The sequence below is a fragment of the Devosia sp. P2_G7 genome (genome assembly GCF_056403495.1).
This window is the reverse complement of record NZ_JBFUFI010000003.1, coordinates 111787-131440: the sequence shown is the minus strand read 5'-3', so window position 1 is coordinate 131440 and position 19654 is coordinate 111787. Positions and strand designations below refer to the sequence as shown.

At 64.8% G+C, this 19654-nt stretch carries 21 protein-coding genes and 1 pseudogene; 7 read left to right on the top strand and 15 right to left on the bottom strand.

All coding sequences use genetic code 11. From position 1 onward, the window contains the following. Window positions 1-18 precede the first annotated feature (18 nt). From AC1DWU_RS06695 to AC1DWU_RS06670, 6 genes are all read right to left on the bottom strand, one after another. Window positions 19-1638: an ABC transporter ATP-binding protein gene (locus AC1DWU_RS06695; protein WP_477149205.1), complete on the bottom strand. Its 1620-nt coding sequence runs from the start codon at window positions 1636-1638 to the stop codon at window positions 19-21. Then, window positions 1638-2504, bottom strand: coding sequence for an ABC transporter permease (locus tag AC1DWU_RS06690; RefSeq protein ID WP_477149204.1), 867 nt, complete (start codon window positions 2502-2504; stop codon window positions 1638-1640). Before AC1DWU_RS06690 ends, AC1DWU_RS06695 begins: the two co-directional genes overlap by 1 nt. Beyond that, window positions 2501-3448: an ABC transporter permease gene (locus AC1DWU_RS06685; RefSeq protein ID WP_477149203.1), complete on the bottom strand. Its 948-nt coding sequence runs from the start codon at window positions 3446-3448 to the stop codon at window positions 2501-2503. Before AC1DWU_RS06685 ends, AC1DWU_RS06690 begins: the two co-directional genes overlap by 4 nt. A 208-nt stretch (window positions 3449-3656) precedes the next feature. Beyond that, a complete protein-coding gene (locus AC1DWU_RS06680; RefSeq protein ID WP_477149202.1) occupies window positions 3657-5147 on the bottom strand; it encodes an ABC transporter substrate-binding protein in 1491 nt (496 codons plus the stop codon). Window positions 5148-5287: 140 nt separating this feature from the next. Next, on the bottom strand, window positions 5288-6604 hold the full coding sequence (locus AC1DWU_RS06675) for an acetylornithine deacetylase/succinyl-diaminopimelate desuccinylase family protein (protein ID WP_477149201.1): 1317 nt from the start codon (window positions 6602-6604) through the stop codon (window positions 5288-5290). Between the two features lie 55 nt (window positions 6605-6659). Then, window positions 6660-7043 carry a VOC family protein gene (locus tag AC1DWU_RS06670; protein WP_477149200.1) on the bottom strand — a complete coding sequence of 128 codons (384 nt, stop codon included), beginning with the start codon at window positions 7041-7043 and terminating at the stop codon, window positions 6660-6662. A 75-nt stretch (window positions 7044-7118) separates the two neighbouring features. Here AC1DWU_RS06670 and AC1DWU_RS06665 point away from each other — a divergent pair, with 75 nt between their 5' ends. After that, a complete protein-coding gene (locus tag AC1DWU_RS06665; RefSeq protein ID WP_477149199.1) occupies window positions 7119-7754 on the top strand; it encodes a 5'-methylthioadenosine/S-adenosylhomocysteine nucleosidase in 636 nt (211 codons plus the stop codon). On the opposite strand, the gene AC1DWU_RS06660 is transcribed toward AC1DWU_RS06665, so the two are convergent. Continuing rightward, entirely contained in the window at window positions 7755-8063 is a 309-nt protein-coding gene (locus AC1DWU_RS06660; protein ID WP_477149198.1) for a hypothetical protein, read from the bottom strand. 255 nt (window positions 8064-8318) lie between these two features. Between AC1DWU_RS06660 and AC1DWU_RS06655 the strand changes: the two genes are divergently transcribed. The 3 genes and pseudogenes from AC1DWU_RS06655 to AC1DWU_RS06645 all read left to right on the top strand — a co-directional run. Beyond that, window positions 8319-9122 carry a DUF2189 domain-containing protein gene (locus tag AC1DWU_RS06655; protein ID WP_477149197.1) on the top strand — a complete coding sequence of 268 codons (804 nt, stop codon included), beginning with the start codon at window positions 8319-8321 and terminating at the stop codon, window positions 9120-9122. 150 nt (window positions 9123-9272) lie between these two features. Further along, the gene (locus AC1DWU_RS06650) at window positions 9273-9611 is read left to right on the top strand and encodes a hypothetical protein (protein WP_477149196.1); all 339 of its coding nucleotides are present in this window, start codon (window positions 9273-9275) and stop codon (window positions 9609-9611) included. Between the two features lie 133 nt (window positions 9612-9744). Then, a pseudogene (locus AC1DWU_RS06645) lies at window positions 9745-10155 on the top strand (cell wall hydrolase); the annotation flags it as partial. A 52-nt stretch (window positions 10156-10207) separates the two neighbouring features. On the opposite strand, the gene AC1DWU_RS06640 reads toward AC1DWU_RS06645, so the two are convergent. Both AC1DWU_RS06640 and AC1DWU_RS06635 read right to left on the bottom strand, forming a co-directional pair. After that, complete coding sequence (locus AC1DWU_RS06640) at window positions 10208-10870, bottom strand: exopolysaccharide biosynthesis protein (RefSeq protein WP_477149195.1); 663 nt, start codon at window positions 10868-10870, stop codon at window positions 10208-10210. A 53-nt stretch (window positions 10871-10923) separates the two neighbouring features. Then, window positions 10924-11583 carry a DUF2076 domain-containing protein gene (locus tag AC1DWU_RS06635; protein WP_477149194.1) on the bottom strand — a complete coding sequence of 220 codons (660 nt, stop codon included), beginning with the start codon at window positions 11581-11583 and terminating at the stop codon, window positions 10924-10926. 176 nt (window positions 11584-11759) lie between these two features. Between AC1DWU_RS06635 and AC1DWU_RS06630 the strand changes: the two genes are divergently transcribed. Then, complete coding sequence (locus AC1DWU_RS06630) at window positions 11760-12419, top strand: sulfite oxidase-like oxidoreductase (protein WP_477149193.1); 660 nt, start codon at window positions 11760-11762, stop codon at window positions 12417-12419. Between the two features lie 42 nt (window positions 12420-12461). Here the strand turns inward: AC1DWU_RS06630 and AC1DWU_RS06625 are convergent, their stop codons facing one another. Both AC1DWU_RS06625 and AC1DWU_RS06620 read right to left on the bottom strand, forming a co-directional pair. Continuing rightward, window positions 12462-12965 (bottom strand): DUF1993 domain-containing protein, encoded by a 504-nt coding sequence (locus tag AC1DWU_RS06625; protein WP_477149192.1) that lies wholly within the window; start codon window positions 12963-12965, stop codon window positions 12462-12464. Between the two features lie 38 nt (window positions 12966-13003). Next, window positions 13004-13510 (bottom strand): hypothetical protein, encoded by a 507-nt coding sequence (locus AC1DWU_RS06620; RefSeq protein ID WP_477149191.1) that lies wholly within the window; start codon window positions 13508-13510, stop codon window positions 13004-13006. 271 nt (window positions 13511-13781) lie between these two features. On the opposite strand from AC1DWU_RS06620, the gene AC1DWU_RS06615 reads away from it, so the two are divergent. Continuing rightward, window positions 13782-14264: a hypothetical protein gene (locus tag AC1DWU_RS06615; protein ID WP_477149190.1), complete on the top strand. Its 483-nt coding sequence runs from the start codon at window positions 13782-13784 to the stop codon at window positions 14262-14264. 321 nt (window positions 14265-14585) lie between these two features. Then, window positions 14586-16061: an AMP nucleosidase gene (locus AC1DWU_RS06610; RefSeq protein WP_477149189.1), complete on the top strand. Its 1476-nt coding sequence runs from the start codon at window positions 14586-14588 to the stop codon at window positions 16059-16061. A gap of 3 nt (window positions 16062-16064) precedes the next feature. On the opposite strand, the gene AC1DWU_RS06605 is transcribed toward AC1DWU_RS06610, so the two are convergent. The 4 genes from AC1DWU_RS06605 to AC1DWU_RS06590 all read right to left on the bottom strand — a co-directional run bounded on the left by AC1DWU_RS06605 (window position 16065) and on the right by AC1DWU_RS06590 (window position 19628). Further along, the gene (locus tag AC1DWU_RS06605) at window positions 16065-16577 is read right to left on the bottom strand and encodes a putative immunity protein (RefSeq protein WP_477149188.1); all 513 of its coding nucleotides are present in this window, start codon (window positions 16575-16577) and stop codon (window positions 16065-16067) included. 28 nt (window positions 16578-16605) lie between these two features. After that, complete coding sequence (locus AC1DWU_RS06600) at window positions 16606-16965, bottom strand: YciI family protein (protein ID WP_477149187.1); 360 nt, start codon at window positions 16963-16965, stop codon at window positions 16606-16608. 81 nt (window positions 16966-17046) lie between these two features. After that, on the bottom strand, window positions 17047-17337 hold the full coding sequence (locus AC1DWU_RS06595) for a Dabb family protein (RefSeq protein WP_477149186.1): 291 nt from the start codon (window positions 17335-17337) through the stop codon (window positions 17047-17049). Then, complete coding sequence (locus AC1DWU_RS06590) at window positions 17337-19628, bottom strand: NADP-dependent malic enzyme (RefSeq protein ID WP_477149185.1); 2292 nt, start codon at window positions 19626-19628, stop codon at window positions 17337-17339. The genes AC1DWU_RS06595 and AC1DWU_RS06590 overlap by 1 nt, the downstream gene beginning before the upstream one ends. Between the last annotated feature and the right edge of the window lie 26 nt (window positions 19629-19654).

Here is a 19654-nt window from a genome sequence, read left to right as displayed (position 1 = left end):
CGGGCGCTGCTGCCGTGGCTATGCGCCCGCAGCCTCACGCGAGGCAAGAGCCGCCTCGAGGTTCGGCGTCGCGGCCAGCAATTCCTGGGTATAGGGATGCTTGGGCGCCTGGAACACCTCTTCTGTCGCGCCTTCTTCGACGATCTTGCCCGCGCGCATCACCAGCACCCGGTCGGTGATCGAGCGCACCACGGCAAGATCATGCGAAATGAACAGGTAGCTCAGCTGCAGCCGGTCGGAGAGATCGGCCAGCAGATCAAGGACTTGAGCTCGTACCGAGACGTCCAGCGCAGACACGGCTTCGTCGAGGATGATCAGGCTCGGCTCGATGATCAGCGCGCGTGCGATGGCGATGCGCTGCCGCTGCCCGCCGGAGAACTCGTGCACATACTTCTCGCCGTCGGCAGCCGACAGCCCGACCTCAGTCAGGGCCCGCGCGATCCGCTTGTCACGCTCCGCCCCGGTCGGCGCGGCCGAACCCAGCAGGTGGAACGGCTCGCTCACCAGCCGGTCGACCCGATGCCGCGGGTTGAAGCTGCCATAGGGGTCCTGGAACACCACCTGCAGGTGCCGGCGGGTGGCGAAACTTGCACCCCGCTTCGGATCGATCGGCTCACCCGCGATGGCGATGCGCCCGCCTTGCGTCGGCTCCAGCGCCATGATGGCGCGGGCCAGCGTGGACTTGCCGCAGCCGCTCTCGCCCACCAGCCCGACATTCTCGCCCTTCTCGATGCGGAGGCTGACGCCATCGACGGCACGCAGCACCTTGCGCTTCTCGAACAATCCACGCCGCGGCAACGGGTACTCGCGCACCACATCGTCGACCGCCAGCACGGGCGTACCGCCAACGACGACCGGCGGTATGCGCGGCGGCACGTGCGAGGAGGCCTCGAACAGCGCCTTCGAGTAGGGATGCGTGAGGTTGCGGAACAGCTGGACGGTCGACCCCGCCTCCACCACTTCGCCCTGCCGCATGATCGACACCTTGTCGGCGAGCCCGGCGATCACGCCGAGATCATGGGTGATAAACATCAGCCCCATGCCGTCTTCGTCGACCAGCTTCTGCAGCAGCTTCAGGATCTGCGCCTGCGTCGTCACGTCCAGCGCCGTGGTCGGCTCATCGGCGATCAGCAGCTTCGGCCGCATCGCGATGGCCATGGCGATCACCACGCGCTGGCGCTGCCCTCCGCTCAATTCATGCGGATAGCGATCGAGCGGGAAACGTGCCGTCGGCAATTCCACCCGCTCCAGCGTCTGCCGCGCCACTTCCAGCGCCTCGCGCCGCCCCAGCCCACCGTGCACCATGGCGGTTTCGGCCACCTGGTCGCCGATGGTCTTGACCGGGTTCAGCGCCGTCATCGGCTCCTGGAACACCATGCCCACGGTGCCGCCGCGGATCTTCCGCATCTCGGCATCGGGCAGCCCGAGCACTTCCCGACCCTCCAGCTTCACCGAGCCGGCGGTCTTCGCGCCCGTGGGCAGCAGTTGCATAACGCTCAGCGCCGTCATCGACTTGCCCGAGCCGCTCTCGCCGATCACCCCGAGGATCTCGCCGGCATCCACCGTGAGATCGATATCCCTCAAGATCGGGAACTTGCCGATCGATAGCTGGAGGTCTTTGACTTCGAGCAGCGCCATCAGCGGTTCCGCCTCAGGCGTGGATCAAAGATATCGCGCAGGCCGTCACCGAGCAGGTTCACGCCCAGCACCATCAGTACGATGGTCAGCCCCGGCACCAGCGCCACATGCGGCGCGAGCGAAATCATGGTCTGGCTGTCCGCCAGCATCTTGCCCCAACTCGGCGTCGGTGGCTGCACGCCCAGGCCGACATAGGCGAGCGCGGCCTCAGCCAGGATGCCGAGCGCGAACTGGATCGTCGCCTGCACCACCAGCGTATTGAGAATGTTGGGCAGGATGTGCTCGAACGATATCCGAGCCGCGCCCTTGCCCGAAACCCGCGCCGCCATGATGAACTCGCGCTGCCACAGGCTCAGCGCTCCGGCTCGCGCCAGCCGCGCGAACACCGGCATGTTGTAGAGCCCCACCGCGATGATGGCGTTGATCGCCCCGGGCCCGAACACCGCCGTGATCAGGATGGCGATCAGCAGCGCCGGGAAGGCGAACACCAGGTCGTTGGCGCGCATCAGCACGTCGTCGAGCAGCGTCCCGCGCTTCGCCGCGGCCCAGAGCCCGATCGGCACGCCGATCACCATGGCCACTGTCACCGCGATGAAGGCCACGGCGATCGATGTGCGCGCCCCGACCATGATCATCGAGAAGATGTCGCGGCCGAAATGGTCGGTGCCGAACCAGTGCTCGGCCGAAGGCGGCTTCAGCTTGTTGGGGATGTTCTGGAGCAGATAGTCGTAGGGGGTCCAGACGAACGAGATCAGCGCCGCCAGCACGAAGACCAGCGTGATTGCCGCCCCGATGAGGAAGTTCGGCGAGCGCAGCGCTGCCTTCAGCAGGCTGTCGCGGGCGGCAGCGGCGGCAATGGCGCTCATCGCGTCGCCCTCCTCAGCCGCGGGTCGACCAGCGCATAGGTCACGTCGACGAGGAAGGTGACGAGGATCACCGCGAACACCAGGAGCATCACCACGGACTTCACCACGATCAGGTCGCGCGACGTGATGCCCTGGAACACCAGCCGCCCGAGGCCGGGCAGGAAGAACACGTTCTCGATGATGATCGCCCCGGCAAGCAGGAACGAGAACTGCAGCCCGATGATCGTCAGCACCGGGATCAGCGCATTGCGCAGCGCATGCCGCCACAGCGTCTGCCCCTGGCTCAGCCCCTTGGCCCGTGCGGAGCGGATATAGTCCTCGCCCAGCGTATCGAGCAGCGACGAGCGCATCACCCGCGCGAGGATCGAGGCCTGCGGCAGCGCCAGCGCGATGGCCGGCAGCGTCAGCGCCTTCAGGGCCATCAGCGGATCCTGCCAGCCCGGGAACCCACCAGCCGAGAACCAGCGCAAGGTGATCGAAAACAGCAGCACCAGCAGCATGGCGAACCAGAAGTTCGGCACTGCGAGGCCCACCTGCGTTGCCCCCATGATGCCGACATCGGCCGCCGAGTTGCGCCTGACCGCCGCGAGGATGCCGACCGGAAAAGCAATCAGCGTCGACAGCGCCAGCGCGTAGATCGCCAGCGGCAGCGAGATCCAGATGCGGTCGGCGATCAGCCCGGATACCGGCACCTTGTAGGTGTAACTGATGCCGAAATCGCCGTGCAGCAGGCCGAAGACCCAGGTGAAGTAGCGCTCCAGCACCGGCCCGTCGAGACCGAGCGAGGTGCGCAGCGCCTCCGCCGCTTCAGGCGTGGCGTTCAGCCCGAGCATGAACTGCGCCGGATCGCCCGGCACCACCTCGAGCACGAGGAAGATCACGATGCTGGCCGCGATGAGGCTCAGCACGAGGGAAACGACGCGGCCGAGGATGAACGAGGGCATCAGCGAATGCCCCCGGTCACTTGCTGGCTGCCGGTCTTGTCCCACACACCCGCGTCATCCCCGCGAAAGCGGGGATCCATCTCGCCACCGACGAGGGCGGAGAAATGGATCCCCGCTTTCGCGGGGATGACGCCGAGTGTTTGGGGAGCGGAAGTGATCAAACGCCAATCGGAGTTGGGAGGCGAGCATTGCCCGCCTCCCAAAACACTCACTCTTCCCAGGACACGCCGGTGAGGTCGGTCGCCTGGGTCGGCGCGTTCTCCCACATGCCCTTGAGCTTGGCGTTCTCTACGCCGACCTTGGCGAGCTCGAACAGGAAGCCGGCGGCGTAGTTGTCCGCGAGGTTCTGCTGGGCCGCCTTGGTCAGTTCCGAGCGCTTGGTCGGGTCGGCGGTCACTGCCAGGTCGGCGATGATCTTATTGAAGTCGGCGTTCTTGTAGTTGAAGTAGTAGCCGTCGCGGGCAAAAATGCCGATGTCGTTGGGTTCGGTATGCGAGACGATCGTCAGGTCGTAGTTCTTGTCGGTGAACACCTCGCTCAGCCACTGCGCCCATTCGAGGTTGGTCGTCTCGGTCTTGATGCCGACCGCCGACAGTTGCTGGGCGATGATCTCGCCACCACGGCGGGCATAGCCCTCGACGGGCGGCAGCTTCAGCGACAGCGTCAGGTCGGTGACGCCGGCCTCGGCGAGCAGCGCCTTCGACTTCTCGGGGTCGTAGTTCGACTGCGCCGTAAGGTCGACATAGTCCTTGTTGGATGGCGGGAAGAACGTGCCGATCGGCCGGCCGTAGCCGAACATGGCGCCATCGATGATGGCCTTGCGGTCGATGGCGTGGGCGATGGCCTCGCGCACCTTGACGTTGTCCAGCGGCGGCTTGGCGTTGTTCATGGCGAGGACGGTCTCGCCCTCGGTCGAGCCCACCACGACGCGGAAGCGCGGATCGTTCTGGAACTGCACCACGGTCTCGGGTGCCGGGAAGTTCGGGAAGGTGTCGATGTCGCCGGCCTGCAGCGCTGCGAATGCAGCCGTTGGGTCGCCGATGAACTTGAAGGTCGCGCCTTCCAGCTTCACCGGCGTGCCCCAGTAGCTCTGGTTCTTCTCAAGGGTGATCGAGTCGCCCTCGACGCGGTCCTTGAACACGAACGGACCGGTGCCGATCGGATTGGTCTTGTTGGCGTCGGCGCTTTCCGGCGCCACGATTACCGCATCGCCCCAGGCGAGGTTGTAGATCAGGTTGCCGTCGGGCTGCTTCAGCGTCACCTTGACGGTCGCCGGGTCGACCACTTCCACCGAGGCGATGGACGCGTAGAGCGCCTTCTGGGCGTTCAGCGAGCCTTCGGCATTGATGCGATCGAGCGAGAACTTCACGTCGTCTGCGTTGAAGTCAGTGCCGTCGTGGAACTTGGCGCCCTCGACGAGGTGGAACGTATAGGTCAGCCCATCCTCGGAAATATCCCAGGACTTGGCCAGCGCCGGGATCACGCTGCCATCGGAGGTGATGCGGGTGAGGCCCTCGAAGACGTTGGCATAGACGACTTCATCGACGGCCGCCGCGGCTTCCGCAGTCGGGTCAAGGCTCGGCGGCTCGAGCACAAGGCCGACCTTCACGTCGGTCCGCGCCTGCGCGAATGCCGGCGTCATCGCGGTGGTCATTGCCAGGGCGCCGGCAAGAGCCAGCACGACCAGTGATTTGCGCATGATTATCCCTTCTGAATGCAGCCGCTTACCCCCGCGGCCTTGAGGCGATCCTAGGATGCTTCCGGCTTCAGGTGAACCGATCCCTTGGTGTGAATTGCGCGTAGCGCATAGCTCGCGGGAAATGGCTTTCCACGCATCCTTCACGCCGCGCGATCCGGCCCGAGCAAGTCGAGCAGCGTCAACGCCATCACCTTGGCCGAATCCAGCATGTCATCGACGCCCACCCACTCGTCCGGCTGATGCGCCAGGTCGAGGATGCCGGGGCCGTAGGCGATGCAGTTCTTCAGCCGCCCGATGCGGTCGATGTGTTTCTGGTCATAGGTTCCCGGCGAGACCACGTATTCCGGCGAAACCCCCATCACCTCGCCGATGGCCTTGGCCACCGAACGCACCACCGGTGCATCCTTCTCCGTCATGGTCGGCGAAATCGTCCAGAGGTCGCGGATCTCGTAGCTGAAACCCTGTCGCTCGGCCTTCAGCTTCTCCAGCAGGTCCACCACCTCCTGCCGCACCGCCGCCGGGCTCTCCTCGATGAGATATCGCCGATCGATGACAATCCGCGCCGAGTGCGCCACCACTGGAGCCGGAAAACCCGTGAAGCCGCCTTCCGGCTCCGCCTGGCCGCCGTGGATCGAGTTGATATTCATCGTCGATTGCCGCGCTCCGGGCGGCACCACCGGCATCGCCGTGTGCTTGAGGCTCAGTGCCGGATAGAGCACATCCTCGAACTGGCGCAGCACCTCGGCCATGTGGCGGATGGCGCTATCGCCGAGGAACGGCATGGACCCATGGGCGATCCGCCCGAAAGTCTCGATCTCCGCCCACCAGACCCCGCGATGCCCGAGGCAGATGCGATCCTTGTTCAGCGGCTCGGGGATGATGACGTGCTGCACCCGATCGGGCGAGAAATAACCCTTCTCGGCGAGGTAGGCGACGCCGCCGAAGCCGCCCGTCTCCTCATCGGCCGTGCCGGAGATTTCGATAGCCCCGCGATAGTTCGGAACCACATCGGCAAACGCCTCCGCGGCGATGATCGAGGCGGCCAGCCCACCCTTCATGTCGCAGGTGCCGCGGCCGTAGATGCGCCCATCCTTCAGCTCGCCGCCAAAGGGGTCGAAGGTCCAGTCGCGGCCGACCTCGACCACATCGTGGTGCGAGTTGAAGTGCACGGTCTCACCCGGCTGCGCGCCCTCACGGCGCGCCACGACGTTCCACCGCGGGTACTTGTCGCTGTCGCCCGGCATTCCATCAGCGCGAATCAATTCAACGGCATAGCCGCGTGTGCTCAAGCGTCGCGCGAGGTAGTCGCAGATTTCGCGATAATTGTTGCCCGGCGGATTGACCGTTGGGATGCGGATCAGGTCCTGCGTCAGGGCGATCAACTCGTCGCGCCGGGCGTCGATCTCGGCGGTGAGGCGGCGCTTCACGTCAGGCGGGAGGGAAGATGCAATAGTCATGGCGCGGCAGACTGTTGCCCGCCGCGCGTGCTGTCAATGCGGCAGCAGTGGCCCGTTAGTGCGGCTCGTCGCCGATGGCGAGGATGTTGCCTTCGGAATCCTTGAACCAGGCACCGTGATACGGCCCCATGGTCGCCATGCCATGATCGGTCTTCAGCCCCGGCATGTCGTATTCCTCGAACTTCACGCCGCGGTCGCGCAGCATCTTCATGTCGGCCGCAAGGTCGGTGGATGAAAAGCCCATCACGGTGTTCTTGGCTGTGCCGGCGAACTGCGACTCGTAGAGCTGGAAGCCGGTGCCGTCGGCCAGGCGATAGACGATGCCGATAGGCATCTCCTCAGCCGGCTCCAGGCCGAGTTTGTCCTTGTACCAGCTCTTGGCTCTTTGCAGGTTCGAGGCTGCGATGGTCGGGTAGGCGTGGTGATCGGAAAGAAGCATGATCTCCTCCATTGCAGAGGCCCCCAGTGGAGCTTACGCCTCCCTTCACACCGAGAACAACCCACCGGAATCGCCATGCCCTTCGCCACCCGAACGCCCGGCTCCGCCGACATTCTCTACGTCATGGCGCTGGACAACGAGTACGGCCCGCATCTGCGCTCGCGCATCACGCCACTGATGACAGGCGTGGGCCCGGTGGAGGCCGGGATCGTCGTCACCCACGCGCTGGCAAAGCTGGATGGTGAGGGGAAGCTCCCGGCGCTGGTGGTTTCGCTGGGCTCGGCGGGTTCGGCCAAGCTCGAGCAGACCGGCGTCTACCAGGCGACCTCGGTCGAGTACCGCGACATGGACGCTTCGCCGCTCGGGTTCGAGCCGGGCGTGACACCCCTGCTCGACCAGCCGGCTGTCATCCCGCTTGGGCTGTTCGTCCCGGGTATCGCCAAGGCGACGCTCTCGACCGGCGCCAACGTCGTGTCCGGCGCGGCGTACCAGCGGGTGAAGGCGGACATGGTCGATATGGAGACTTACGCCGTGCTGCGCGCCTGCCAGCGGTTCAGGGTGCCGCTCATTGCGCTGCGCGGCGTTTCCGATGGTGACGAGGAGCTGGGCCATCTCGACGACTGGAAGCGGTACCTCCACATCGTCGACGAGAAGTTGGCCCATGCCGTCGACCTGCTCGAGGCAGCGATCGCCAACGGCACGCTGGAATAGCTACTTCTTCTTCCGGCTGCGTTGCCAGTTGGTCCACTTGCGCTGCACCCAGAAGCTCAGCCGGTTGAGCGGCCCCTGCAGGAACGGCAGATCGAGCGCCAGGAGGAACAGGCCTAGCGGCAGCATCCAGACACCGAGCAGCGGCAGGAAGCTGAACACGCCGCCCAGAATCAGCAGGATGCCCAGCGGAATGCGCACGATGCGCGACGATGGCTTGCGGATCCACGCGAGGAACCCGGTCGAAGCGGGGACCGCCCTGCCGATCCTGTCGAACTGCCGGTGCAGCCGCGCGCCTTCCTTGCCTGTCATCGAAGTCCCCTTTTTCCCAGTTGCTGCAACGCATTTGGGTACTGCCGACCGGTCGTCAAACCTACCCGGTCGGCTTTTTGGGCCGCGATCACCCTTGAAATCGTCGTGCCGCCCACCGCAACGCACGAAATGCTTATTTCGACAGGATCGAAAATCCGGGCTAGACTGGCACTCTGAGGCGCAGTGGCGGTTTCCGCCGGCGTACTACACGCCAAGCGGCGGCCGTTCCTGGCTCCCATTTTGAGGAGGATGGAGATGGCCGGTTTTCACGTGCTCACCAATGCCGAGCGGCTCGAAGTTCCCGAGATCCGCACGCTCGGCTTCAACGACCTTACTGGAGCGTTGGCAGAAGGCTGGCGTGATTTCTGGCAGAAGCCGTCCCACCTGGCTTTTCTGGGGCTGATCTATCCGCTGATGGGCGCTGTGCTCGCCGTCTGGACGTCCGGCAACAATTCCTGGCCGCTGCTGTTCCCGCTGATCTCGGGCTTTGCACTGGTCGGCCCGTTTCTCGCGCTGCCCATCTACGAGATGAGCCGGCGGCAGGAACAAGGCCTCGATACGCATTGGCGCGCCGCGTTCGACGTGTTTCGCACCCCGGCCTTCGCCTCCATCGCAGCCCTCGGCGTGATGATGCTGATCGTCTTCACCGTGTGGCTGATGACGGCCCAGTTCATCTACGAGTCGTTCTTCGGGCCGGGCTCGCCGCCGACGCTGATGGCGTTCTTCAACGAGGTCTTCACCACCCCGCAGGGCCAGTCGCTGATGATTTGGGGCAATCTCATCGGCTTCATCTTCGCCGCCGTGGTGCTTTCCACCATGGTGGTGTCGATCCCGCTGCTGCTCGACCGCGACCTCGGCACGGCCATTGCCGTGCAGACCTCCATCCGCGTCACTCTTCGCAACCCGGTGCAGATCGCCGCATGGGGCCTGATCGTCGCCGCGCTGCTGGTCATCGGCTCGATTCCGCTGTTGGTCGGCCTCAGCATCGTCGTGCCGGTGCTCGGCCACGCCACCTGGCACCTCTATCGCCGGGCGGTCGTTCCAGCCGGCGCCCGTTAACTTTTCGTTAATGGAATAGGGTCAATTTTATCGGGCTTAAGTAGAGGGCAGGACGTTTCCACCGGCCGGTGGACCTGCCCTCGACCAGTTTCAGGAACCCCGAAACCCGCAGCCGCGTTAGCCCTCAGAACCATTGAGGAGCACTTGGCTATGGCCCATTCGCGCGGTTTCGACCTGTCCCATTTCTCCAATGACGCCCAAGACCGCTTCGGCCGGCAGTTCTCGAGCCTGGCGCGCGATGCCGGACACCTTTCCGAGGCCCTGCGCCGCTACAGCGCCGACGCCCGGCATGAAGTCGGCCACCTGGCGCATGATGTCGCCGATGAGGCATTGCACCAGGGTGCCATCGCGGCGCGAGTACTGGGCAAACAGGCATGGAAGGCGGGCAAGGCCGTGCGCCGTGATCCTGCGCCAACCATGGCGGCGCTCGTTGGCGTCGCCTGCCTAGTCAGCCTGGTGATGGCATCGGGCAATCGCCGCCGGCACTGACATCCTCAACGCACTCTTAACTCCGGAGTGTGCATTCTAGGGAGCACGGGCAGCGTCAGCCCGGCTCCTTAGTTGTGTTTGCGTTCTGGAGTCATCGTTGGCAGGGTCACTCAAGCTGCTGTTCGCGGCGCCGATGCTATTGAGCCTCGTCGCCGGTTGCGCCACCTTCTCACTCGGCGGTCTCTCCTCGCGCGATTGCCTGGCGCGAGCGATGTACTTCGAATCCAACCGTTCCAGCGAGGACGGCATGCTGGCGGTCGGCACCGTGGTGATGAACCGCGTGTCCGACAAGCGCTATCCGCATTCGGTGTGCGGCGTGGTCGGGCAGAAGAACCAGTTCGCGCCAGGCGTGCTGTCGAAGCGGATGACCGAGAAGCGCTCGGCGGCCCTGGCCTATAGCGTCGCCGACAGGGTACTGCGTGGCGCCCGCCACCCGACGCTGTCGCGCGATGTGAAGCACTTCCACACGGCGGGCTACCGGTTCTCGTACAACAACATGTTCTACGTGCTCGAGGCCGGCGGGAACAACTTTTACGAGAAACGCAAGGCCGGCACCTTCACCAACGACCCGTTCTCGGCGCTCGCCTACTGGTAGGCTAGAGGCTCAGGCCGAACCAATTCGTCAGCACGAACACGCTGCCGAAGATGATGGCCCAGAACACGCCCCAGACGAGCACTGCCGAGGCGATCGCCACGAGGAAGCCGATCAGGATCCAGACGCCGTCCCGTTCCAGGATCCCCAATGCCATGATGCAGAGCGCCACCGAGGGCAGCATGTTGCCCAAGGGAATTGGCAGGAACAGGATGATCGCCATCACCGCGCTGACCAGCCCGACGAGATAGATCGCCGGGCGCGTGGCGAGGAAAGTCAGCCGGGGCCGCATGATGTTCTCGGCTCGCGCCAGCCACGGCGCCACTGTGGTCACCACACGGCGGAAATCCACCCGGCTCAGCGATCGGTCGGTGATGAGCTTGGGAAGCCAGGGCTTCATCCCCAGCATCAGCTGCACGGTGAGGAACAGCAGCGGCGCACCCAGCACCGCGGAGACGCCCGGCGGCATCGGCAGGGCCGTCGGCACGGAGAAGATGAAGATCAGGGCGCCCAACGCCCGCCGCTTGAGCGCCTCCAGCAGGTCGCCGACCGATATCCGGTCCTTGTCCTCCGCTTCGGCGATCGCCGTCAAAATGGCCGAGAGCCTGTCGGCGCCCTCGGCCTTGTCCACGTGCTTCAGGTCGATTTCGGGATCATGCTCTGCCATCGGCCGCGATCATGCCCAACGATTCCTCGTTGCCGCAACCCTTTAGGGCTGCGTCAGAAATCCCCACCCATGTCGAAACCGCCGCCGTCGCCACCACCGCCGTCGCCCCAGCCGCCGTCATCGCCGCCGCCGTTATCCGCGGCCTGATCCTGGCCGGAATCCTGCCCTTGGTCCTGCTGGTTGTCGGTGTCATTGGGCTGGTCGTTGGCAGGCGCCTCGGAGGCGTGCGCCCCACCGGCGCCGAGCAGCGAGCCAATGGCACTGCCGAGCAGAACACCGCCAGCAACGCCGAGCGCCGTCTGCGCCGCGCCGGCCAGGAAGCCGCCGCCCTGCCCCATCTGCCCGCGCTGATAGCCCGCCGGCGGCGGGTCGTCCGCACGATCCCACGGTCCGCGGTTGCGTTGGACCTGCTGGCGATCCTCATAGCGGTTCTGCCGGCCGCGGCCATCGTCGAAGAGGCCGCCAAACAGCCCACCGCGACCACGCTCGTCGCCCTCGCGCTCCAGCTCCTGGATACGACGCTCCGCCACCTCCAGCGCGTGCTGCTGCACGAGGATGGTCTGCGCCATGTAGTACGGCGCGCCCGGCTGCCTCACAATTTCGCGATCGATCAGATCCTGCGCTTCAGGATCGCGCTCGGGGTTCTTGCGCTCTACATCAGCGAGCCGGTCGAACAGGCCCTCGATGGCGCGGCGATCTTCAGGGTTCAGCATCTTCGGTCTCCAATGTTGAACGATGCGGAACACATGGGGACCATCGCTGACCCTCACAATGGTCGCGGCGGGCTAAATTGGACATGCACCCGGCGCCGACGAGAACAGCAGGAATGTCCATTGACTTGCCTCGCCGGTCGGCGAAGCTCTCCCGCACCAAGCCAGCGAGGCCACTTATGTCCAGCGATGACGACCTGCCCGAAGACAGCAAGCTTACCAAGACCAAGTCGCGCTGGGCCGAGCTCGGCAAGTTCCTGACCGGTCAGCAGACGCGGCCCGAGGATGCCCGGCTGCCGCCGGGGCAGCATCTGGTGAAGAACTGGCCGATCCTCGATCTCGGCCAGACCCCGAACGTCCCCAAGGAGGTCTGGCGCCTCGATATTGCCGGCGAGGTCGAGCACCCACAGACCTGGTCGTTCGACGACCTGATGCAGCAGCCACAGACCGAAAAGCTCAACGATATCCACTGCGTCACCAGTTGGTCGCGTTACGACAACCACTGGAAGGGCGTCACCACGCATCAGCTGATGGACGCCGTCGGGGTGAAGCCCGAGGCGCGTTTCGTGCTGTTCACCTCGAACGACGGCTACACCACCAACATGGCCATCGAGGATTTCGCCTCGGAAGATGCGCTCATCGCCCACACCTGGGAAAGTGAGCCACTGACCCGCGACCATGGCGGCCCGGTGCGGCTGGTGGTGCCGCACCTCTACTTCTGGAAGAGCCCGAAATGGCTGCGGCGGATCGAGTTCGCGCAGCGCGACCACCGCGGCTTCTGGGAGGTCCGCGGCTATCACAACCACGCCGATCCCTGGAAGGAAGAGCGCTATTCCTGATCCAGCCGCCTTGGCGGCCGGATCGGTTCGTCATCGGGTGGCTCAGGCGCCGGTATAGTCACGCTTGCCGAGCGGCACGCCGTTGTGGCGCAGGATCGCGTAGGCGGCAGTGATGTGGAAGAAGATCTGCGGCACCGCATTGAGCGTGATGTGCTCGATCGCCGGCACCTGCGTATCCTCGCCGCGCACCTTGAGCGTCAGCGTCTTGTTCTCGGCGCCGGCCAAGTCGGCCTCCGAGAAGCTTGCCACGAAGTCGAGGCCCTTCTTCACCCGGGCGCGCAGATCGGCCAGCGTCACCTCATTGTCTTCCCAGCTCGGCGCCGCCTTTCCGGTCAGGCGCGACAGCGCGAACTTGACGCGATCGGTGCTCGACTGCACCTGGAAGGCCAACGGATGCATGTCCGGCGCCAGCCGCGATGCCACCAGCACTTCCGGCTTGATCTTGCGCTCGGCCGCGTTGGCCTCGGCCTTCACCAGCATGGCGTCGAGATTGTTGAGATAGCGCGTGAACACCGGCACGGTGACCGCGTACATGGAAAGCGACATCGATAGTCCTCGGGGGTTGGTCGTAAGGCGGGTAGGTCCTACCAGCTGTGATCGACGGAGCGTTCGCGCGGCGTCGGCTGGATGATTGTCGGCCAGTAATAGTCCTCGGGCAGGACCACCTGGAAGTCATAGGTAACGAGCGGCTTGCCGTCGACGGCAATGGCGATGGAATGGGCTCCGACGGGGTCGCCGGCGGCGACGCACCAGCTGTGGCTGAACCAGCCCTCCTCGTCGAGTTCGGGCGTGAACGTCCGGGTCGCCACCTTGCCATCGGCCGAGATATCGATGCCGTCGTCGGGATCGGTGGCCAGCGTGCCCCAATCGGCGAGCGCCACGGGCAGGCTCAGCGTTTCAGTCGCACTGGCCGGCGCCGGCCCCTCGCCGAGCTTCACATACCAGTTGTAGCAGGCGTTGCCGGGCAGCAACGGCACCACGGTGTCGTTGAGCACCTCGTCGGTGCCGGCGTAGTGGAAGGTGACCTGGAAAACCGAATCGGCAAGCTCCGCCGCCCCGGCAGGAACGGCGCCGGATGCCAGCAGGACCATAAGAACCGGTATTCTCAGCCGCATCTTCCCTCTCAATCTTCGGCCGGACCTTAGCCCGCCGCCACTCGCATCGGAAGTGGATTTGACGGCCGGAGGGCGAGCCGAGGCACCACCCGTTGGCATGCAAAGAGCAGTATACGCAGTGGCGGCGAACCATTCGGTAAGCATTGATGCAATGTGGAAAGGTCAGTCATATTGCCACCTGTTTCAAGGTGTTAGCCTCACCATTGCGGACGCTGCCGAGAGCCGGCAGCGCATTGGGAGAACCCTTATGAGCGTCGTTCGATACTTTGCCGGTCTGCTGGCCGGCCTCATGATCATTCTGACTGTCATCAGCCCGACTTACGCGCAGGACATGAGCACCCGGGTCATCGTGCCCGATGTGCCTGGTGGTGCCTTGTTTACCGGCTGCTACAACGTGCAGCAGCGCCTCTATGGCCCATATCGCATGAGCTTCTGCCTCGAGCAGCGCGGTACCTACTCGGTGCGCGGTGGTGGCGTGCGTTGCGATGGGCGCCTCACCTGGAATGCGCGCGGCCGGGACATCAACATCCAGCTCAAGCGCACCTCGTGCGGCAATGGGGTAGCCTGGAGCGCTGATAGCATGGTCTGCCGAGGCGGTGGCCTGCTGCCGGCCTTCCTCGCCCGGATCATCGTGCCGGACCTGCCGGTGCTGCAGACGCTGCGTTGCACCTATTCGCCGTCGGTGAAGAGTGAGCGGCCGATGCAGATCACGGCGCGCCGGATCGACTGACATCGGGGCGTCATCGGCACAAAATAAGAGGGCCACGAAACCATTTCTGGTTTCGTGGCCCTGAGAAGCGCCGGCCGCACTGTTGAGGGCTTGGGGGCAGCGGCAGGCAACTCCTCGCTGGTTCACCGGTGCATGGGTCGTTTGCAGTAGTCCAGTGAACTCCCTTTAAAGATGGGTGCCCTTTGCGGCATGAAAAGTGCCTTCACTGGAAGGTGAAGTACATGAACAGCCGGTAAGGTGCGGCGATTGCCGAACCGGCCGGAAGACCCTAAGGATGGGCTGCAAAGCGGTGCCGCGCACCGCCTTGCCAACGAGAAGAACATGGACACCATTACTCCCGAGGCGCTGCCGCAAAAGGCCTTCACCGACCCGCACGCCGCCTGGGCCTACGTTTCCGAGATTTATCACCGCAATACCGGCTTCATCCGCGAACAGCTGCTCGGGCTGACGCGCGGCCGCGTTCCCAAGGGCCGGGTGCGCGCCTTCTACCCGGAGGTGCAGGTCACGTCGCGCAGCTACGGCAAGACCGATAGCACCCTGCCCTATGGCTATCTCCACACGCCGGGCATCTACCGCACCACGATCACGGCGCCGGACCTGTTCAAGAACTATCTGATCGAGCAGTTCGAGGTGATCCTGCGCAACCACGGCGGCGCCATCGAGGTCGGTGAGTCCGCCACCCGCATCCCGCTGCATTTTGCCATTCCCTCGACCGAGCGGATTGACGGCGAGGCGATCAACGCCCTGCCGATCCCGCTGCGCGACCTGTTCGATGTGCCGGACCTGCAGGATACCGACGACGAGATCGCCAACGGCACCTTCGTGCCGCCGCCCGGCGGCCCCTACCCGCTGGCCCATTTCACCGCGCCGCGCGTCGACTATTCGTTGCAGCGGCTCAGCCACTACACCGGCACCGAGGCGGATCATTTCCAGAACTTCGTGATCTTCACGAACTACGGCTTCTACATGGATGAGTTCGCCCGCGTGGCGCAGCGCTACATGGAAGAAGGCCATCCCGAATACGAGAGCTTCGTCGAGCCCGGCGGCTTCACCACCCGCAACGAGCGCCTCGGCGGCGGCACCACCGGCCAGCGCGCCACCCGTACCCCGCAGATGCCGGCGCTGCACCTGACCATGCCGCGCAACCGCGGCATCACCATCGTCAACATCGGCGTCGGCCCGAGCAACGCCAAGACCGCGACCGACCACATCGCGGTGCTCCGCCCGCACGCCTGGATCATGCTCGGCCACTGCGCCGGCCTCCGCAACTCGCAGGAGCTGGGCGACTACGTTCTCGCCCATGCGTACCTCCGCGAAGACCATGTGCTCGACGCCGACCTGCCGGTCACCGTGCCCATCCCGGCGCTAGCGGAAGTGCAGGTTGCACTCGAGCAGGCCGTCGCCGAGATCACTCATCTCGAGGGCATCGAGACCAAGCGCATCATGCGCACCGGCACCGTTGCCACCTTCGACAACCGCAACTGGGAGCTGCGCGACCAGGCCGAGATCACCCGCCAGCTCAGCCAGTCGCGCGCCGTCGCCCTCGACATGGAATCGGCCACCATCGCCGCCAACGGCTTCCGCTTCCGCGTCCCCTACGGCACACTGCTATGCGTAAGCGACAAGCCGCTGCACGGTGAGCTGAAGCTGCCCGGTATGGCCTCGGACTTCTACCGGACGCAGGTGAACCGGCACTTCCAGATCGGGCTTCGTGCGATGGAGATTCTCCGCGACCAGCCGCCGGAGCGGCTGCACTCGCGGAAGCTCAGGAGCTTTGCGGAGACGGCGTTCCAGTAGCGATTAGCTGAACACATTCCAGCAGGCGTGATTGCGCAGCCGCTGGTCATCGAGCACGAGTTCGCGGATCGCGTCAGGGAGCTGTTCCCGCTGCCACTGGCATTCCCGGCGACCGGCCGCCTCGCGCTCATCCTCTGCCGCAGCGGCTTGTTCCGCCCTGATCGCATAGGCGGCCGCGCCGAGTTCGTGCGCCGCCACATGCGCCACCGCCACCGCTTGCCCAGCCGCGAGAGCCGCGAACTTCGCCGCGCCGGACAGCTCCCTGGCCGCGGCATTGGCGACAAACGCAGTCTTGTGGGCCTCCCGCATTGGTATCTCGCCACGAACCCATGCGTGGGTCTGCTCGATCGCGCGTCGCGGACGATCATCGCTTGGTGCGGCTTCTTCGAAGAGATGCAGCACATGCTCCGCGCACGTGGCGGCCCACAGTGCGAGGAGGTGATGGTCGGCATCACTCAGCGAGCCGCCGCGGCGAACGGTGACCAATCGAGGGTCGCGGGGCTCGGTGAGGATCATGCTGGCTGAAACTTCCCTAAGTGCACCCCTAAACCACCGGCCGCGGCTTGCTGAAATCCACCAACGGCCGCACTTCGACCGAACCGATCTTCGCCATCGGATTGGTGGCCGCGATCCGGATCGCCGCGTGGATGTCGTCCGCTTCGATCAGCACGAAGCCCCCGAGCACTTCCTTGGTTTCCATGAACGGGCCATCAGTGGTCGACATGTTGCCACCGCGCACCCGGACCGTGATGGCCTCGCTGGGCAGGGTCAGCGCTTCGGCGGCTATGCCGTCGGCGAGCAGGCTCTGGCGGTTCATCTCCGCCTCCTGCAGCACGGCATTGCTGTCGGCTGAACCGTTGAAAGCCGTAGTGGGGTCAAAGTAGACGAGGCAAGCGTAGCGCATGTCATGTTTCCTCATTTCGCGCGTCAGTACGGAGTAGTCGCTCCGCCCCGCTCAAAATCGACATGCCTTGATTTGCCGCCGTCACACCGGCACGTAATCAATCTCCAGGAACCGCTCCACCTCGCGCTCCCAGCGTTCCTTGACGAACTTCTCGTGCTTGGGGTGCGCGTTGTAGACGTCGTATGCGGCCTGGTCGGCGAACTCCATCGAGAAGCCGAACTCGTAGTCGTTCTTCTTCGAGATCTGTCGCAGCTGCTCGAATTTCTTAACGCCCGGGATCTCTTTCAGCACCAAGGCGTCGCGGAGGAAGGCCTTCTCCATCAGCGAGCCATGTGCGTGCTTCAAATTGAAGACGACAGTATGTCTGATCACTAAACCTTCTCCCCCAATGCAACCGCTTCGCTGGCGGCAATTGCCGTCATATTGACGATTCCGCGGCTGGTGGTCGAGGGGGCAAGGATGTGGGCCGGCGCTCGCGGTCCCATCAGGATCGGGCCGACGGCCAGTGCGTTGTTCATTTCCTTGAGCAGCGTCATCGACAGGTTGGCGCTGTCGAGGTTGGGGAACAGCAGGAGGTTCGCTTCGCCACCCAGCATTGAGTCGGGGATATAGCGGCTCCGCAACTCCTCGTTGAGCGCCAAGTCGCCCTGCATCTCGCCCTCGAGGATCATCTCGGGCGCCACCGCCTTCAGCTTCTGGTAGGTCTCGCGCATCTTGTAGGCGGTATCGCCGTCGCGCGAGCCGAAGTTCGAGTAGCTCAGCAGCGCGGCCTTGGCTTCGATATTGAAGCGCTTGAGATGGTCGCGGGCCTGCAGCGCGATTGCCACCAGTTCGTCCGGCGTCGGATCGACGTTGACGTAAGTGTCGGCAAGGAAGAACACGCCGCGCGGCATGATCAGCATGGAGAGGGCCGAGACGTCCTTGACGCCCTCCTGCAGCCCGATGATCGAGCGTATGTCGCGGACATGCTTGATGAAGCGGCCCTGGAAGCCGCAGAGCATGGCATCGGCCTCGCCGCGCTTCACCGACAGCGCCGCGATCACCGTGGTGTTGGTGCGCACGATGGTGCGGGCAATATCCGGCGTCACGCCGTTGCGGCCGACCAGCGAGTGGAAAAGTTCGACATAGTCGCGGTAGCGCGGGTCGTCCTCGGGGTTCACCACCTCGAAGTCGCGGCCCGGCTTGATGGTCAGCCCGAAGCGCTGTAGCCGGCTCTCTATCACCTGCGGGCGGCCGATGAGGATCGGCTGCGCCATGCGGTCCTCGATCATCACCTGCGCGGCGCGCAGCACCCGCTCATCCTCGCCATCGGCGAAGGCGACGCGCTTGGCCTGCCCCACCACCCGGTCGATCACCGGCTTCATCACCAGCCCCGAACGGAACACGAAGCGGTTGAGGCTGTCGTGATAGGCCTGGAAATCAGTGATCGGGCGCTTCGCCACCCCCGACGCCATCGCTGCCCGCGCCACCGCCGGCGCGATGCGGAGGATCAGCCGCTGGTCGAACGGGTTGGGAATGATGTGCTCGGGCCCGAACACCGCCGGCTGCCCGGATGGCGACACCTCGAGGCCGGGATCATGCGCCAGCTTAGCGATGGCCTGTGCCGCCGCCAGCTTCATTTCCTCGTTGATCGTCGTCGCGCCGACATCCAGCGCACCGCGGAAGATGAAGGGAAAGCAGAGAACGTTGTTGACCTGGTTGGGATAGTCCGAGCGCCCGGTGCAGACCATGGCGTCGGGGCGGATTTCCTTGGCCACCTCCGGCATGATTTCCGGGTTCGGATTGGCCAGTGCCAGGATCAGCGGGCTCGGCCCCATCTTCGCCAGCATCTCGGGCTTCAGCGCCCCGGCCGCCGACAGCCCGAGGAAGATATCGGCTCCATCGATCACCTCGGCCAGCGTCGTCGCATTCGACTGGCGGCAGAACCGCCCGCGCCACTTGTCGTTGACGTCGTCGCGCTTGTCGGTGAGCAGCCCATCCTTGTCGGCCACCCAGATGTTCTCGAGTTTTGCTCCCAGGGCGACCAGGATGTTGAGGCAGGCGATTGCTGCCGCCCCTGCCCCGGACGTGCAGATCTTCACGTCCTCGATCTTCTTGCCACTAAGCTCCAACCCGTTCAGCACCGCCGCGCCGACGATGATCGCCGTGCCGTGCTGGTCGTCGTGGAACACCGGAATCTTCATCCGCTCGCGCAGCGCTTCCTCGATGGCGAAGCACTCCGGTGCCTTGATGTCCTCAAGGTTGATGCCGCCGAAAGTCGGCTCGAGCGGCCGCACCACCTCAATGAACTTCTGCGGGTCGGTCTCGTCGATCTCGATGTCGAACACGTCGATGCCGGCGAATTTCTTGAAGAGGACGGCCTTGCCCTCCATCACCGGTTTCGACGCCAGCGCCCCGATATTGCCCAGCCCCAGCACGGCCGTACCGTTCGAAATCACCGCCACGAGGTTGCCGCGCGACGTGTACCTGGTCACCGCCTCCGGATCGGCCGCAATCTCCTCGCAGGGCGCTGCAACGCCGGGCGAATAGGCCAGCGACAGGTCGCGCTGGTTGCCGAGCGGCTTGGTCGCCTGAATCTCCAGCTTTCCGGGCTTCGGAAACTCGTGAAAATGCAGCGCAGCCTCGCGCAGCGCCTTCTTCTGTTCGGTCACGTCGGCAGACATCGAAACCCTCCGGAAACTCAGAGTGG

Coding starts and splice junctions, on each gene's coding strand:
- AC1DWU_RS06695 (WP_477149205.1), bottom strand. CDS start 1,638: ATGGCGCTGCTCGAAGTCAAAGACCTCCAGCTATCGATCGGCAAGTTC.
- AC1DWU_RS06690 (WP_477149204.1), bottom strand. CDS start 2,504: ATGAGCGCCATTGCCGCCGCTGCCGCCCGCGACAGCCTGCTGAAGGCA.
- AC1DWU_RS06685 (WP_477149203.1), bottom strand. CDS start 3,448: ATGCCCTCGTTCATCCTCGGCCGCGTCGTTTCCCTCGTGCTGAGCCTC.
- AC1DWU_RS06680 (WP_477149202.1), bottom strand. CDS start 5,147: ATGCGCAAATCACTGGTCGTGCTGGCTCTTGCCGGCGCCCTGGCAATG.
- AC1DWU_RS06675 (WP_477149201.1), bottom strand. CDS start 6,604: ATGACTATTGCATCTTCCCTCCCGCCTGACGTGAAGCGCCGCCTCACC.
- AC1DWU_RS06670 (WP_477149200.1), bottom strand. CDS start 7,043: ATGCTTCTTTCCGATCACCACGCCTACCCGACCATCGCAGCCTCGAAC.
- AC1DWU_RS06665 (WP_477149199.1), top strand. CDS start 7,119: ATGCCCTTCGCCACCCGAACGCCCGGCTCCGCCGACATTCTCTACGTC.
- AC1DWU_RS06660 (WP_477149198.1), bottom strand. CDS start 8,063: ATGACAGGCAAGGAAGGCGCGCGGCTGCACCGGCAGTTCGACAGGATC.
- AC1DWU_RS06655 (WP_477149197.1), top strand. CDS start 8,319: ATGGCCGGTTTTCACGTGCTCACCAATGCCGAGCGGCTCGAAGTTCCC.
- AC1DWU_RS06650 (WP_477149196.1), top strand. CDS start 9,273: ATGGCCCATTCGCGCGGTTTCGACCTGTCCCATTTCTCCAATGACGCC.
- AC1DWU_RS06640 (WP_477149195.1), bottom strand. CDS start 10,870: ATGGCAGAGCATGATCCCGAAATCGACCTGAAGCACGTGGACAAGGCC.
- AC1DWU_RS06635 (WP_477149194.1), bottom strand. CDS start 11,583: ATGCTGAACCCTGAAGATCGCCGCGCCATCGAGGGCCTGTTCGACCGG.
- AC1DWU_RS06630 (WP_477149193.1), top strand. CDS start 11,760: ATGTCCAGCGATGACGACCTGCCCGAAGACAGCAAGCTTACCAAGACC.
- AC1DWU_RS06625 (WP_477149192.1), bottom strand. CDS start 12,965: ATGTCGCTTTCCATGTACGCGGTCACCGTGCCGGTGTTCACGCGCTAT.
- AC1DWU_RS06620 (WP_477149191.1), bottom strand. CDS start 13,510: ATGGTCCTGCTGGCATCCGGCGCCGTTCCTGCCGGGGCGGCGGAGCTT.
- AC1DWU_RS06615 (WP_477149190.1), top strand. CDS start 13,782: ATGAGCGTCGTTCGATACTTTGCCGGTCTGCTGGCCGGCCTCATGATC.
- AC1DWU_RS06610 (WP_477149189.1), top strand. CDS start 14,586: ATGGACACCATTACTCCCGAGGCGCTGCCGCAAAAGGCCTTCACCGAC.
- AC1DWU_RS06605 (WP_477149188.1), bottom strand. CDS start 16,577: ATGATCCTCACCGAGCCCCGCGACCCTCGATTGGTCACCGTTCGCCGC.
- AC1DWU_RS06600 (WP_477149187.1), bottom strand. CDS start 16,965: ATGCGCTACGCTTGCCTCGTCTACTTTGACCCCACTACGGCTTTCAAC.
- AC1DWU_RS06590 (WP_477149185.1), bottom strand. CDS start 19,628: ATGTCTGCCGACGTGACCGAACAGAAGAAGGCGCTGCGCGAGGCTGCG.